The organism is Cellulophaga sp. L1A9, from assembly GCF_009797025.1.
Classification (GTDB): Bacteria; Bacteroidota; Bacteroidia; order Flavobacteriales; family Flavobacteriaceae; genus Cellulophaga.
In genome coordinates this window covers 1,786,406-1,801,251 of sequence record NZ_CP047027.1, presented here as the reverse complement: position 1 = coordinate 1,801,251, position 14,846 = coordinate 1,786,406, and the positions used below count along the sequence as shown (strand labels likewise).

Annotated in this window: 13 protein-coding genes and 1 tRNA gene; 10 read left to right on the top strand and 4 right to left on the bottom strand. The window is 32.6% G+C overall.

Features of this window, described 5'->3' with window-relative positions:
- The first annotated feature begins 97 nt into the window (after positions 1-97).
- Positions 98-1,933 carry a sodium:proton antiporter gene (locus GQR94_RS07705; protein WP_158974942.1) on the top strand — a complete coding sequence of 612 codons (1,836 nt, stop codon included), beginning with the start codon at positions 98-100 and terminating at the stop codon, positions 1,931-1,933.
- Positions 1,934-2,007: 74 nt separating this feature from the next.
- On the opposite strand, the gene GQR94_RS07700 is transcribed toward GQR94_RS07705, so the two are convergent.
- Positions 2,008-2,802, bottom strand: coding sequence for a hypothetical protein (locus GQR94_RS07700; protein WP_158974941.1), 795 nt, complete (start codon positions 2,800-2,802; stop codon positions 2,008-2,010).
- A 217-nt stretch (positions 2,803-3,019) separates the two neighbouring features.
- Between GQR94_RS07700 and GQR94_RS07695 the strand changes: the two genes are divergently transcribed.
- Positions 3,020-3,289, top strand: a complete 270-nt coding sequence (locus tag GQR94_RS07695) for a hypothetical protein (protein WP_158974940.1) — start codon at positions 3,020-3,022, stop codon at positions 3,287-3,289.
- A 60-nt stretch (positions 3,290-3,349) separates the two neighbouring features.
- Here the strand turns inward: GQR94_RS07695 and lepA are convergent, their stop codons facing one another.
- Complete coding sequence (lepA, locus tag GQR94_RS07690; RefSeq protein ID WP_158974939.1) at positions 3,350-5,146, bottom strand: translation elongation factor 4; 1,797 nt, start codon at positions 5,144-5,146, stop codon at positions 3,350-3,352.
- A gap of 226 nt (positions 5,147-5,372) precedes the next feature.
- On the opposite strand from lepA, the gene GQR94_RS07685 reads away from it, so the two are divergent.
- The 4 genes from GQR94_RS07685 (at position 5,373) to dusB (ending at position 10,225) form a co-directional block, all read left to right on the top strand.
- Positions 5,373-7,802, top strand: a complete 2,430-nt coding sequence (locus GQR94_RS07685; RefSeq protein ID WP_158974938.1) for an outer membrane beta-barrel family protein — start codon at positions 5,373-5,375, stop codon at positions 7,800-7,802.
- A gap of 79 nt (positions 7,803-7,881) precedes the next feature.
- On the top strand, positions 7,882-8,454 hold the full coding sequence (locus tag GQR94_RS07680; protein WP_158974937.1) for a hypothetical protein: 573 nt from the start codon (positions 7,882-7,884) through the stop codon (positions 8,452-8,454).
- 1 nt (position 8,455) lies between these two features.
- Positions 8,456-9,010: a hypothetical protein gene (locus GQR94_RS07675; RefSeq protein ID WP_158974936.1), complete on the top strand. Its 555-nt coding sequence runs from the start codon at positions 8,456-8,458 to the stop codon at positions 9,008-9,010.
- A 222-nt stretch (positions 9,011-9,232) separates the two neighbouring features.
- The gene (gene dusB / locus GQR94_RS07670) at positions 9,233-10,225 is read left to right on the top strand and encodes a tRNA dihydrouridine synthase DusB (RefSeq protein WP_158974935.1); all 993 of its coding nucleotides are present in this window, start codon (positions 9,233-9,235) and stop codon (positions 10,223-10,225) included.
- Here the strand turns inward: dusB and GQR94_RS07665 are convergent, their stop codons facing one another.
- Both GQR94_RS07665 and rbfA read right to left on the bottom strand, forming a co-directional pair.
- The gene (locus GQR94_RS07665) at positions 10,226-11,428 is read right to left on the bottom strand and encodes an ABC transporter permease (RefSeq protein ID WP_158974934.1); all 1,203 of its coding nucleotides are present in this window, start codon (positions 11,426-11,428) and stop codon (positions 10,226-10,228) included. It lies immediately after the preceding gene.
- 3 nt (positions 11,429-11,431) lie between these two features.
- Positions 11,432-11,824, bottom strand: coding sequence for a 30S ribosome-binding factor RbfA (gene rbfA / locus GQR94_RS07660; RefSeq protein WP_025616337.1), 393 nt, complete (start codon positions 11,822-11,824; stop codon positions 11,432-11,434).
- Between the two features lie 60 nt (positions 11,825-11,884).
- Here rbfA and mce point away from each other — a divergent pair, with 60 nt between their 5' ends.
- From mce to GQR94_RS07640, 4 genes are all read left to right on the top strand, one after another.
- Positions 11,885-12,295, top strand: a complete 411-nt coding sequence (gene mce / locus GQR94_RS07655) for a methylmalonyl-CoA epimerase (protein ID WP_025616338.1) — start codon at positions 11,885-11,887, stop codon at positions 12,293-12,295.
- Positions 12,296-12,407: 112 nt separating this feature from the next.
- Positions 12,408-12,481: transfer RNA gene (locus GQR94_RS07650), tRNA-Ile, on the top strand.
- Positions 12,482-12,857: 376 nt separating this feature from the next.
- Positions 12,858-13,526: an RNA polymerase sigma factor gene (locus tag GQR94_RS07645; protein ID WP_158974933.1), complete on the top strand. Its 669-nt coding sequence runs from the start codon at positions 12,858-12,860 to the stop codon at positions 13,524-13,526.
- A gap of 127 nt (positions 13,527-13,653) precedes the next feature.
- On the top strand, positions 13,654-14,709 hold the full coding sequence (locus GQR94_RS07640) for a FecR family protein (protein WP_158974932.1): 1,056 nt from the start codon (positions 13,654-13,656) through the stop codon (positions 14,707-14,709).
- The last annotated feature ends 137 nt before the right edge of the window (positions 14,710-14,846 follow it).

Here is a 14,846-nt window from a genome sequence, read left to right as displayed (position 1 = left end):
GTTTAAAGGGTATTTATTTCATTTCTAAGAACAGTATTTATTAATGTTCGATTCTTAATTTTCAAATAAAAGCAGTATTTTTCCCATAAAAATAAGAATGGTAGAACTTGCTGGAATTATTGTTCTGGGGATATTAGCACAATGGGTTGCTTGGAGACTTAAACTCCCTGCTATATTGCCTCTTATATTAATAGGTTTATTAGTTGGACCAATATCTACTTTTTATACGGAAAACGGACAGAAATTAATAGAACCGATCTGGAATGGCGAAAAAGGATTGTTTCCAGGAGATAGTTTGTACTACTTTGTTTCTTTAGCCATTAGTATTATTTTATTTGAAGGGGGCTTGACCCTTAAAAGAAATGAAATAAAAAATGTAGGTCCTGTAATTACTAAATTAATCACGATTGGGAGTTTGGTTACGTTTTTTGGAGCGGGACTGGCTGCTTATTACATTTTTGGTTTAAACTGGCAAATATCCTTTTTGTTTTCTGCTTTAATCATTGTTACGGGACCAACCGTAATTACACCCATATTACGTAATATTCCCTTAAAGAAAGATGTTTCTACAGTACTGAAATGGGAAGGTATTTTAATTGATCCTATAGGAGCATTAGCTGCCGTTTTAGTATTTGAATTTATAAGTGTAGGAGAAGGGCAGGCTTATACCCAGACAGCATTGGTTGAGTTTGGTAAAATTTTACTTTTTGGTACAACCTTTGGTTTCACATTTGCGCATGCACTTACTTTTGCTATAAAGAAAAATTTTATTCCACATTACTTACTCAATGTAGTTTCTCTTTCTTTGGTCTTAATGGTTTTTGTTATGTCTGATGTGTTTGCACATGAGTCAGGACTTTTAGCTGTTGTTGTCATGGGTATGGTGTTAGGAAATATCAACTTACCAAACCTTAAAGAGTTGCTCTACTTTAAGGAGTCACTAAGTGTTTTATTAATTTCAATTTTATTCATATTATTGGCGGCTAATATTAACATTAGTGACCTAGCGCTTATCTATAATTGGAAAACAGCAGCACTTTTTGCCGTAATTGTTTTTGTTATTAGGCCTTTAGGAGTTTTCTTAAGTACTCAAGGTTCTACGCTAAAGTTCAATGAAAAATTATTCATTAGCTGGGTAGGCCCTAGAGGTATTGTTGCCGCAGGAATTGCCTCTTTATTTGGATCTAAATTATTGGCTAAGGGAGAAGCGGGTGCAGAATACATTACCCCTTTGGTTTTTATGATTGTTTTAGGAACCGTGATTTTAAATGCAACAACTGCCAGGTTTTTTGCTAAATTGGTAGGAGTCTTTTTGAAAAAATCTAATGGTATTCTAATTATCGGAGCATCAAAAGTATCAAGAATTATTGGCAGTTATTTACAAAAGAATAATAGACATGTCGTCCTTATTGACAACAACCAAACAAATGTAGATAAGGCTAAAAAAATGGGACTTGAAGCTATCGCTGCTAATATTTATTCAGATACCTTAAGCGATAATATTGAGTTAAATGATGTTGGATACTTAATGGCACTAACAGGAAATTCTGACATTAATAAATATGCTATAAATAAGTTTACAAAGCATTTTGGTGAGAATGGTGCGTTTAGATTGGTTACTGATGATGAAATGGGGAATCCTGACAATAACCCTAAAGAAGGGCTATTTTCACATACGGATGATTTTATCAAGCTAACAGAGGCCATTAGACAATACCCTGCTATTCATGAAATTGCGCTGAAATCTACGGAGCATTATAATAGTTTAATCGAAATTACAAAAGCAGACCCTAATATCATTCCTGTATTTTTGAAAACACCAGATGGAGATTTAAAGATTATATCCTCTTTTAGCGAGCAGTTTGAAGATATTACTGAAAAATTTAAATTGGTGTATGTAGGAAAACGTTTTGAAGACGACCAAGAAGCCTAACTAAAATTTAAACATATTAAAAAGCCCTTTGTATGAAATGTACAAAGGGCTTTTTAAATAGTGTTGTAGGAGTATTAGAGTGTAACTTCTTCAGTAGTTCCGTTCGGGTAAATGATGTTGGCTTTGTTATCACATGTGCCATCACCCATAGCTACAATAACGTCAATACCATTTTTAGATAATGTAAATAATCCATCAGAGAAATACTCACAATCTAATAATTTGGTTAATTTTTCAGTAACGGTTACCATATATGTATCTCCGTTTTCTACTAACGCCCAAGTGCCAGTAACTGCAACTACGATGTTGTCATCCGCAAAAATTATGCTTTCTGTTTTAGTACCAGCTTCTGTAATCAGTTCACCATCTTCTAGTGTAATTACCATATCGGAAGTTACTGTAAAATTTATTTCGTTTTCCTCGGCTGTAGTGCTTATGGTAAATGTTCTTGTGCCGTCTAATCGTATGGTTCCTACGTAAAAATCACTATAGGTTGCCGTAAACGTACTACTGGTTTCATTTATAGCGTAGGTTACAGCCAAGAGGCCATTTACCTTATCGGTTTCGTTGAAGGTGCAATTATTAAATGTCATTGTAAAGCCAGAATCTGCATAGGTTGTACTATAACAGTCACTATCTTTTTGAGTTAAAAATCTTTTTCCGGTGTTCTCTTTGCTAATAAAAGCTTCTGTAATGGCATTATCGATGATACCTGTATAATCATCTATGGCGAGTACTTTTTGAACTTCAAATTCAGAAATTTCTATGTCCTCAGAACTGTTACTATCTGTAGAGCAACTATTTAAGGCCAGCCCAAAAACTGCAATAAGTGCAAAAACGGAACGTTTAAATAAGTTTAGCTTTTTCATGAAAATCCACATCAGGTTCTATTTTCTAACGTAAAAAAGACTCAAATAGTATACCAAATCTTAAAATTTTCTAAAAAAAGATAGATTAGCCTCTTTTTAAGTAGAATTTGATTTGAACCAAAATGATAAAAAAATCAATTTTTTGGGAGAAACCTGCAATAACAGCGAAAATAACCTGTTATGAATTAAATAACCGAAACCAAAAACTATTAATTTTATGAAAAAATCAATTTTATTTGCCGCACTAATAGGAAGTGTTTTATTTTTTTCTTGCTCTAAAGATAATGATGATAAAGGCATCTGCGAAAGTTGCGAGCTTATAGGAGTTCCTATAACAGCTTGTGATAATGGTGATGGTACAGTATCTATTTCCTCTGGAGGAAATTCTGAAACTATTTCTGAAGAAGAATTGGGGGGCTTAAGCCCAGAGGACTATGTAAAAGGAATCTGCTCTGTTGGTGATCTTGATTTTGGGGAAGCTAATTAATTAGCTATGCTTATCCTATACAATATAAAAAAAGGCTACATTTTAATGTAGCCTTTTTTATTAATCATTTAGCTTTAAAACAGCCATAAATGCTTCTTGTGGTACTTCTACGTTACCAACCTGGCGCATACGTTTTTTACCTTTTTTCTGCTTTTCTAAAAGTTTACGCTTTCTAGAAATATCACCACCATAACATTTAGCAGTAACATCTTTACGAAGTGCTTTTGTTGTTTCCCTAGAAATAACTTTAGAGCCAATAGCGGCTTGAATAGGAATATCAAACTGCTGACGCGGGATTAGTTCCTTTAATTTTTCACACATTCTTTTACCAATATACACAGCGTTATCTGCGTGAATAAGTGCAGAAAGGGCATCAACAGGTTGTGCATTTAATAAAATATCTACACGTACAAGTTTAGAAGCACGCATTCCAATAGGCGTATAATCAAAAGAAGCATACCCTTTAGAAACAGTTTTTAATCGATCATAAAAATCGAAAACAATTTCCGCTAACGGCATATCAAAAGTAAGTTCAACACGTTCTGTTGTTAAATAGGTCTGATTGGTAATTTGTCCTCTTTTTTCAATACAGAGAGACATTACATTACCAACATAATCAGCCTTTGTAATAATCGTTGCTTTTATATACGGTTCCTCAACACGATCTATACTAGACGGGTCTGGTAAATCTGTTGGGTTATTTACAATTAAAGGTTCGTTAGGGTTTTTACGCGTGTACGCATGGTAACTAACGTTAGGTACCGTAGTAATCACTGTCATGTTAAACTCACGCTCTAGGCGCTCTTGAATAATCTCCATATGCAGCATTCCTAAGAAACCACAACGGAAACCAAAACCTAGGGCGGCACTACTTTCTGGTGCAAATACTAAAGAGGCATCATTAAGTTGTAACTTCTCCATAGAAGCTCTAAGTTCTTCAAATTCATCTGTATCTACTGGGTAAATACCTGCAAATACCATTGGTTTTACATCTTCAAAACCTTCTATCGGATTTTTTGTAGGGTTAGCTGCATCCGTAATTGTATCACCTACTTTTACCTCACGTGCATCTTTTATCCCTGTAATTAAGTACCCAACATCCCCCGTCTTTACACTTTGCTTTGGGTGTTGTGTTAACTTTAAAGTACCCACTTCATCCGCAAAATAATCACTGTCTGTAGCTACAAATTTTATTTTTTGACCTTTTTTAATTTCACCGTTAATAACTCTAAAATAAGTTTCTACACCCCTAAAAGGGTTATACACAGAGTCAAATACCAACGCTTGTAATGATTCATCAGGGTTTCCTTTTGGAGGAGGAATACGTTCAATAACAGCCGCTAAAATTTCTTCAATACCAATACCTGTTTTTGCACTAGCAGGAATTACATCGCTAGGATCACACCCTAATAAGTCTACGATATCATCCGTTACTTCTTCAGGGTTGGCACTTGGTAAATCTATTTTATTTAAAATAGGTATAATCTCTAGATCATTTTCTAGAGCAAGGTATAAGTTACTTATGGTTTGTGCTTGAATGCTTTGTGCAGCATCAACTATTAATAGTGCACCTTCACAAGCAGCAATAGATCTAGAAACTTCATAAGAGAAATCTACGTGGCCTGGAGTATCAATAAGGTTTAAAATATATTCTTCCCCTTTATAAGTATATTCCATTTGTATGGCGTGACTCTTAATGGTAATGCCACGTTCACGCTCTAAATCCATAGAATCGAGCAATTGTTCTTTTTTCTCTCGCTCCGTAACAGAACCAGTAAAATCTAACAATCTATCTGCCAAGGTACTTTTACCATGGTCAATATGCGCAATAATACAGAAGTTTCTAATGTTTTTCATGTAAGCTGAATAAGTTCAGTTGACTAAAATTTTGGTTTACCCAAAAAAATGGGATCAAAACCAATTGCAAATATAAGTGATTTGTTGAGCATTAAATATGACAAGAATAGAAATACGAACTAAATATTAAATAATAGAAAATAATTAACACAAAGATAGATTATTTATCTTTTTTGTATTAAAAAAATGTTAATTTTAGCTACTGATTCACTAAATCAATAAGAATTTGAAATTATATAAATACGTATTCCTCTACATTTTTCTTATTTGTAGCTCATCACTTATTGCGCAAACATTTAAGGTAGAAGGGAATGTCAAGGATGACTTAAGAAAAAGCATACCGTTTGCAAATGTATATTTACTAAAAGCGGCAGATACCACGCTAGTGTATGGAGCATCTTCAGAAGAGGATGGTTCTTTTGAAATTAGAGATATTGCACCAGATAATTATTTTTTACAAGCAAATTATATAGGACAAACATCAGAGTTGATGGCTATAGCGGTAACGAAAAATACAAGCGTTGGTGAATTAGTAATAGCAGAACATATTGAAGCCTTAAATGAGGTTGTTGTAAAACACAAAAATCCAACAATAGAACGTAAAGCAGATAGAATAATTTTTAACGTAGCAAATTCAGCTTTATCTCAAAAAAATTCTTGGGATATTTTAAAAAGTACTCCAGGAGTAATTATAATGCAAGGAGAAATAAAGTTAAAGAATAGAGCTGCAAATGTATATATCAATGACCGTAAAGTTTATTTGACTTCTGATGAATTACAACAATTATTACAAGGCTTAGACGGAGGAAATATAGCATCTGTAGAAGTCATTACCAACCCACCTTCAAAATATGATGCAGAAGGTAATTCCATACTCAACATCACAACCACTAAAAATCTTTCTATTGGGTACAAAGGGGCTATACATTCAGATTATGCAATCGCAATAAAACCTAAATACACTTTTGGTACCAATCATTATTATAAAAATGATTGGTTGAATAGTTATGTTTCATATTCTTTGAATACTAAGGAAGAGGTTAGAAATGGTACTACTGGTCTATTGTTTGCACAAGAAGGTGGAACGATAAACTCCTTTTGGGAATCAAGGTTTAAAAGAACTACCCATACGAACAGTCATACTATTAATAGCTTATTTGAATTTTATTTAAATGATAACAATACAATAAACTTAAGCGTTTCTTCAGTACTAAGTCCAAAAATAGATTCAGATCGTGATGAGCTAACCACGATGTTTGATGCAAATATGATGGTAGATTCTCTTTATGACACTAACAGTACTACTAATGACTACGAAAATACGCATCTATTTACAGTGCAGTATATATCAAAACTAGGAGAAAAAGGAACAGAGCTAACTACTCAGGGTAATTATATTTTTTTTGATAAAAACCAAGAGCAAAATTTAGATACAAAGTACCGTTTACCTGATAATACGCTGCTAAATGAGAATACAATTGTCACTTTAGCCCATCAGAAGACAAAAATTTATACGTTACAGTCAGATCTTATCTATCCTACAGAACATCTTGTTTTTGAAACAGGCTTAAAATATTCTGGAATAAACTCTATTAGTGAACAAGAATTTGAAAATTCTTCATCAAATACAACTAATGAATCGTTTAATGGGATTGTTGCAGATAATTTTGATTATAATGAAAATATTTTTGCAGGCTATATTAGTACATCCAAAGAATGGGATGCCTTTACAGTAAAAGGGGGGATTCGGGGTGAATACACAAATTCTGAAGGAAATTCTCTGGTATTGGCTGAAATAAATTCTAATTCTTATTTTAATCTATTTCCAACTATTTTTCTGCAATATCAGCACAATGAGAATCATCTTTTTGGATTAAACTTTAATAGAAGAATTACAAGACCACCTTTTCAACTGCTTAATCCATTTATAACTTTTATAAATGAAAATAATGTTGCTCAAGGAAATCCTAAAATTCAGCCGAGTATAACTAATAGAATCACGGCAAGTTATACGCTAAAGAATAAGCTTACTTTTGATTTTTATGTCGAGCGAATAAAAAATGATATTTATAGAATGCCTTTTCAAAATAATGAGCAACAAACTATAAGTACCATTACAGATAATTTAATAAACGGAGACCAAGTAAGTTTTGATGTTACGTATCAAGATTATATCACAGATAATTGGTATTTATATGCTTATAGCTCGTTTTTTTACTTAAAAAATCAATTTTATGCACGGGCAAACAATAATCAAATTCTAGATTTAGATGTAAAAAGTTGCTACATATTGGCGCAGAATTACATAAGTTTTTTAGAAGATAAATCTTTGAATGCGGTGATAACCGCCAGCTATATGCCAACATTTATTTCGGGCTCTTTTTACTATGATAAAGCTGTTGCAGATGTTTCTTTTAATGTACAGAAGCAGTTTTTTGATAAAAGTTTAATTGTTAGTTTGGGTGTGGATGACTTGTTAAATGCTACTAATATTCCAGTTTCATCAAACTATTTAGATCAGAATTATAGTTACTATTCAAGACCAGAAACAAGAATGTTTACATGTAAAGCAGTATACAAGTTCGGTAATTTCAAATTAAAAAATAGTAAAGCAGAGGCGGTAGAAGAACAAGAAAGGCTATTGAATAAGGATTAAGTATAACATTTTATGTGGAAAACATATTTATCGATTACTACTAAGACATTAGAATAATTTAAATCAAAATTGAAAATTTATGAAAAAAGTTTTAATTGTTGCGCTTTTATTATATGGAATGGGATTAAAGGCCCAGGAATTAACCGAATTGAAAAAGAAAATAGAACTATTGGGAGATCAAAATTCTAGATTACAAGAAAAAATTGATTTTTGTTCCATTTACGAAAAATCTAATGATATAGACATTAAAAGTTTCAATACAAATTTTGATTTAAAAATTTTACAATGCGTGGGGAATTCTAGTGACCAAACTGTAGAAGTGGTATTTACAATGAAACATGCCTTGGTTCATCAAGCTATGACACTTTATACAGGTTCAGACAAGCCAATGGCATATGGTGAAACTGGAAATTCTTATGTTTTTAAAGGGGCGGAATTTCCGGAATCGGGTTCTGGAATGTCTGGTTATCAAAGATTTAAATTGCCTACGGGCATATTGATTAAAGGGAAACTTATATTCCGGAATGTTTTGCCGCAAACTAAAAAATTCACATTAGTGAATGGAAAGGTGATTTTTGAAAATGAAGATGGTGGAAAAGATAGAGGGAAAGGTGTATTTGAAATTAGAAATCTAACTATTAACTGGGATTAAAATGAAAAACATAATTTATTCACTTTTTTTACTGACCACCATTACTTCTTGCTCGGACAAATTGACCAACTCAAAAGCTGAAAATATAATTGAAGAATGCTTAAATGATAATCCAAAATATGGTGAAATAGTGTTTAAAACAGGGGAACTAAGGTTTTACGAGAAGAAAGAGGATGACGCTAAGAGTTTGTTAGCATATAAAAAATTATCAACGGAAGGTTATATAAATATGGACTCCATTTCATTTTCGAGTAGATATAATTATTCAATTTATAAAGTGTCTTTTACTGACAAATCAAAAGATTTTGTCTTGGAAAATGAAACAGATGCATTTTATGGTGTTCTAAAGTCTACTGTAAGAACATTTGACTATAAAATTGATGAAGTAAAGGAAGTTCACGAAATACCTTCATTACATGCAGCAGAAGTTACTGTGGTATATTTAAAGAAAAACAAAACACCTTTTTTTGAATTTGAAAACGATAATACCGATTTTATTACTAAAAAACTTGGGTTTAGAAAGACATCAGATAATGGTTGGAAGCATTGTGACTAGAGGAGCTATTCGCGATAATATATAAAAAGAAGGTCGATGGCTCTCAAAAAACAGCTGTATTTGTGAGTAATTTAAATCTTTTGATTATTACCAACCCGAGTTTTTCGATACGTTAAAACAAATTTGAATTGTTGAAATACGTTGAGCCGATAGCCTTATTTACTAACCCGTGATATCTTCCTAAAAATTATGTAATTTTGCCCTTTACTAAAATCGATAATTTTGCCAAAAATAGGAGACATACAACTGCCAGAATTTCCATTATTACTTGCGCCGATGGAGGATGTAAGTGATCCACCTTTTCGTGCCTTATGTAAAGAGCAAGGAGCAGATGTGGTGTATACCGAGTTTATATCTTCTGAAGGTTTAATACGGGATGCTGCTAAAAGTGTCATGAAATTAGACATTTATGAAAAAGAAAGGCCTGTCGGTATTCAAATTTTTGGTGCTAATCTAGAATCGATGTTGCAGTCTGTTGCGATTGTAGAAAAATCTAATCCAGATATTATTGATATTAACTTTGGCTGTCCTGTAAAAAAGGTAGTGAGTAAAGGTGCTGGAGCAGGAATATTAAAAGATATCGATTTAATGGTTTCATTAACTGAGGCCATGGTTAAACACTCCAATTTACCTATTACTGTAAAAACACGTTTGGGTTGGGATGATGATTCTATAAAAATTGTTGAGGTTGCAGAGCGTTTACAAGATGTAGGCTGTAAGGCCATTGCTATTCATGGTAGAACGCGAGCACAGATGTATAAAGGTGATGCCAATTGGGCACCTATAGCAGCAGTAAAGAACAACCAAAGAATGCATATTCCCGTTTTTGGAAATGGTGATGTAAATACGCCAGAAGCAGCCATGAAAATGCGTGACGAATACGGATTAGATGGTGCTATGATTGGGAGAGCTAGTATTGGGTATCCTTGGTTTTTTAATGAAGTAAAACATTTCTTTAAAACAGGCGAACATTTAGCGCCACCTACCATTCAAGAACGTGTAACAGCTGCGCAGCGTCATTTGCAAATGGCAATAGATTGGAAAGGCGAGCAATTAGGAGTTTTTGAAACAAGAAGACATTATACCAATTACTTTAAAGGGATTCCTAATTTTAAAGAATATCGAATGAAAATGGTAACCAGTGATCATTCCGAAGATGTTTTTAAAGCTTTTGAGGAAGTATTAAATATTTTTGGTGATTATGAGTTTTCTTAATTAAGACAACAAGGTCTTATTAATTCTACTACTTGCAATTTTTGAAGCAATAATACCTAAAACAGAAATGGTAGCAAGAACAACAAGCACATTAGTTAAAAGATATTCTACGGGATAGGCTAAATCTCCACTAATTTTTAACCACTCAAAAAGGAGTTGTGACCAGATTAATAGCGATCCTAATACTACGCCTATAAGTCCGCCTGAAAAGGTAACAATTACCCCTTGAATAAAGTAGATTCTCCTTAATTCACGAATACTAGTTCCCAAACTGTATAGTGTCTTAGAATTTCCTTGTTGGTCTAGGATCATCATAATAAATGCACCAACTACATTAAACAAAGCAATAATTAATACAAGGGTAAAGATTAAATAGGTAGCCATGTTTTCCGTATTCAGCATACGGTAAAGGGTGCTGTTGAGTTCTTTTCTGTTTTTTAAAATAACATTTTTTCCTAAAATAGCCTGAATCTCTTTTCTGGTAGTTTCGGCAGTATCAGGATTCGTGTATTTAAAGTTTACTCCAGAAATTTGAGTGCTCTCTTTTTCCAATAATGCTTGTACTTGGGCAAGATTAGCAAATATATATTTACTATCAAGGTCTGCTTCAACAGCATAAACTCCGCTAATCACTACCGGAATTGTATTAAAAAATTTTGCATTAGGCCCTTGTTGTGTCAAGGATTGTGTTCCTGCTCTAGGAACTAAAATTTCTAAAGGACTACGGTAGTTGTTAATGGATAAGCTTAAAAGATTTGCAATACCAATACCGGCAACCACTTGCTGTTCATTAAACCAATTTCCAACATATAAGGTACTGTCTATGCCAGTTACCTTAGTATAATTTTGGTCGACACCTTTAATATAGGCAATATGGTCTTTTTGTTTATGGGTAAGATACACTCTGTCTTCTAGTTCTTTAGCGTATGCAGTTATGCCATTAAGCGCTTGTAGCTTTTGCTCTTGTTCTGGAGTGATATTAAAAAATTTACCTGTGGCAGGTAGCGCTTTTAAATCGGGGTCAAAAGAATTGGTATAGGAAAGACTATACGTTTTTAATCCAGAAAATCCGGATAGGACAATAAATAATGCTGCAGAGCCAATGACAATAACGCAAAAAGTAACCAAGTTGATGATATTAACGGCACTTTGTTTACTTTTTGACCTTACGTATCGCTTGGCGATGTACAGCGGAAAATTCAATGACTATGCTTTTTTTCTTTTTTCTAATAAATCAGGATTGTCAATTGGATTATCCTTTCCTTTTAATGATTTTTCTATTCCGTCTATATATTCCAACGAATCGTCTAAAAAGAACATAAGTTCAGGCATACGACGCAATTGATTTTTTGTACGCTGCGCTAGTTCATGTTTAATTAATGGCTGATTAGACTTCATGCCTTTTAATAACTCCTCAGCATCTTTTGTTGGAAAAATACTTACGTATACTTTTGCAATAGAAAGATCTGTAGTAACAAGAACTTTTGAAACGGAAATTAAAGTCCCTCTAAGTCCACCATCTGTTGCGGCTCTTTGTAAGACATCAGCGATATCTTTCTGTATGACGCCACCTATTTTTTTTTGTCTCTGTGTTTCCATGGGACAAAAATACGCAGATTATTGCGTATTTTAGTGCATTAGTACTATATAGTAGAAAAAATGAAAAAAATTGAGCATATTGGTATTGCTGTTAACAACTTAGAAACCTCTAATGACTTGTTCGAGAAGCTTTTGGGGGCGGCGCCTTATAAAGAAGAAGAAGTACAATCGGAAGGGGTAAAAACATCATTTTTCAAGAACGGGCCTAATAAAATAGAACTTTTAGAATCAACCAATATAGACGGACCTATTGCTAAGTTTTTAGCAAAAAAAGGAGAGGGCGTACATCATATAGCCTTTGCCGTAGATGATATAGTAGCAGAAATAGCGCGTTTAAAAGCAGAAGGTTTCACTATTTTAAATGAAGTTCCAAAAAGAGGAGCAGATAATAAATTAGTGGCCTTTGTACATCCTAAAACCACAAATGGCGTATTAATTGAACTTTGTCAAGAGGCTCCAGAGGAGGTCTAATTTTTTGTGTATCAGTACTATTAGAAATAAAATAGGGGTTTGTTGCATTTTTGTAAAAGAGAATGCTTGCAACGTATAAAAATAAATGGTAATATTGCATCCGCAAATTGCCGGTCCTATAGCTCAGTTGGTTAGAGCACCTGACTCATAATCAGGTGGTCCCTGGTTCGAGCCCAGGTGGGACCACTTTTACAGTTTGTTAAGCCTTTCGAGAAATCGAGAGGCTTTTTTTATTTCCACTCCCATCTTTGTACTATGAAGCTTATACTCCTTTTTAAAGGATTAAATCCTCAATAAGCCCCGCCAACGTTTACAAACTTCATTGGTGCTACTAAGCAATTTACAGTTCAAAAATCAGTACTTTAAATAAAATAATTTTGTATTATGTGTATCATATTGTTAGAATTATTGAAGTATAGGTATCATATCGATAAAATATGTGATAATAACTTGTTATTTTGTTTTTTTTCTTAAAAAATCAATATTAGTGTCTATGGCGGGACTATATATTACTTATTTAGTATGAAGGCATAAGCAGAACATAATATTAAATTTGAATATCATGCAGGAATATGGTGAGTTAGCATTGGCTTTAGCTACAGAAAAAAATTTAGATACAGATGAAAAAGTATTTGATCAACAACCAGAATTTAGTGGTACAGAATTTTTTGTTGATAAAAATGGGGAGCTTTTAATCTGGAAACGATTGGTAGATGGCGATAAGCTTGCTTTGGGCGAATTATATGACATATACATCAATATTCTTTTTACTTATGGGATGTATCATTCTAAAGATAAAAGCTATGTCTCAGATTGTATTCATGATTTGTTTGTAGACCTGTATAAGTATAGAAACAATTTATCGATGACGGATAATGTAAAATATTATTTGTTTAGATCTTTAAAGCGGAAAATTAATAAAAAATATAGGTCAAAGAACATCTCTGTATCATTAGATGATTTTCAATTTAAACCAGATTTCACCAATACAAACCACACTAATTCTTGTGAGAAATCTATTATCAATCAAGAAAATACGAGGGAGCGGAATGCAAAGTTAGCCAAGGCTCTTAGTACGCTGACTAAAAAGCAGCAAAAAATACTTTTTTTAAGATTTGATCAGGAAAAATCTTACGATGAAATTTCAACGATTATGGATATATCTGTACAAACGGCGAGAACATCAATATATCGTGCTATTAAAACACTACGGAAATTAAAATTTTATTAATTCAAATAAAACTGAGTTAATACTGTCTATAAAAAATAAAGAAACTACTTATTAGTAATAGCATTCAATTCAATTAGTCAATTTAATAAAAACTTGAAATTTAAGATTATTGAATCTAAGTAAAGACATGAAAGAAATTAAATCAAAATATAATAATCAATTATCTGAAGTAGAGAAAGAGTTGTTGAAAAAAAACATATTTACTTCAATAAATAAAATCTCAAAAACAAGAAAGGTTTTTGGAAAAAGTTTGGCCATTGCCTTTTCTGCAGGACTTCTTATTTCAGGATTTTTTTGGTACAATAATAGAACTCCAGAAGTTTCAATTTCAGATTTTGTAGCGTCTTCTAAAAATGTAAATGTCAATGGATCTGATAAAGTGGTCTTGATATTGGGTGGAGGTGAAAATTTGAATATTGATAAAGACACGGAAACAATTAATTATTCAAAAACAGGCGAGAAAATAAGCTTAGGAAACGCAAAAGAAGTTAATCAGGAGACTTCTAAAAACAATAAAACTGTTTATAATACACTATTAGTTCCTTACGGAGAGCGGTCAAAAATAAATTTATCGGACGGCAGTATAGTTTGGTTAAACTCAGGTTCTAAAATGATATATCCTGCTGTTTTCAATGGCGATAGAAGAGAGGTTTATTTAGAAGGCGAAGCAATTTTTGATGTCGCACATAACAAGAATCAACCATTCATAGTGATGTCTCAAGATCAGGAAATAGAGGTTTTAGGGACTGTGTTTGGTGTAACATGTTATGAAGATGAAAACACAATAAATACAGTTTTAAAAAGTGGTAGTGTCCAAATTAGTTACAAAAACGATTCTTCTTCTTCTTCTAGCCACATGGATAAAATGAAAATAACTCCAGGGACAAAGGCTAGTTACGATAAAATCAATAAAAGTATATTTTCAGAGAAGGTAAATGTTGATAATTATTTCTCTTGGAAAGATGGTGTATTTGTATTTAAGAAAAACGATTTAAAGCATATTATAAAGAGAGTATCTAGGTATTATAATAAGAACATTATTATAGAAGATGAACGTTTAAGTACTGAAAGTTTTTCTGGGTATCTAGATTTAAACGAAGATATAGAGAGTGTATTAATAAATATTAAAGCTAGCACAGATATGAATTACACTTTTAAAGAAGATAAAATAATTATTAACTAAACATACAGTCAGTATATGAATGAAAACTAGTAGTTATTTGAATTAGTAAAAAAGACCAGAAGATGCGTCCAACATCTTCTGGGTATTTTAAATCAAAATCACTTAAAAAAAAGTGACATTAATTAACCAATACCAAA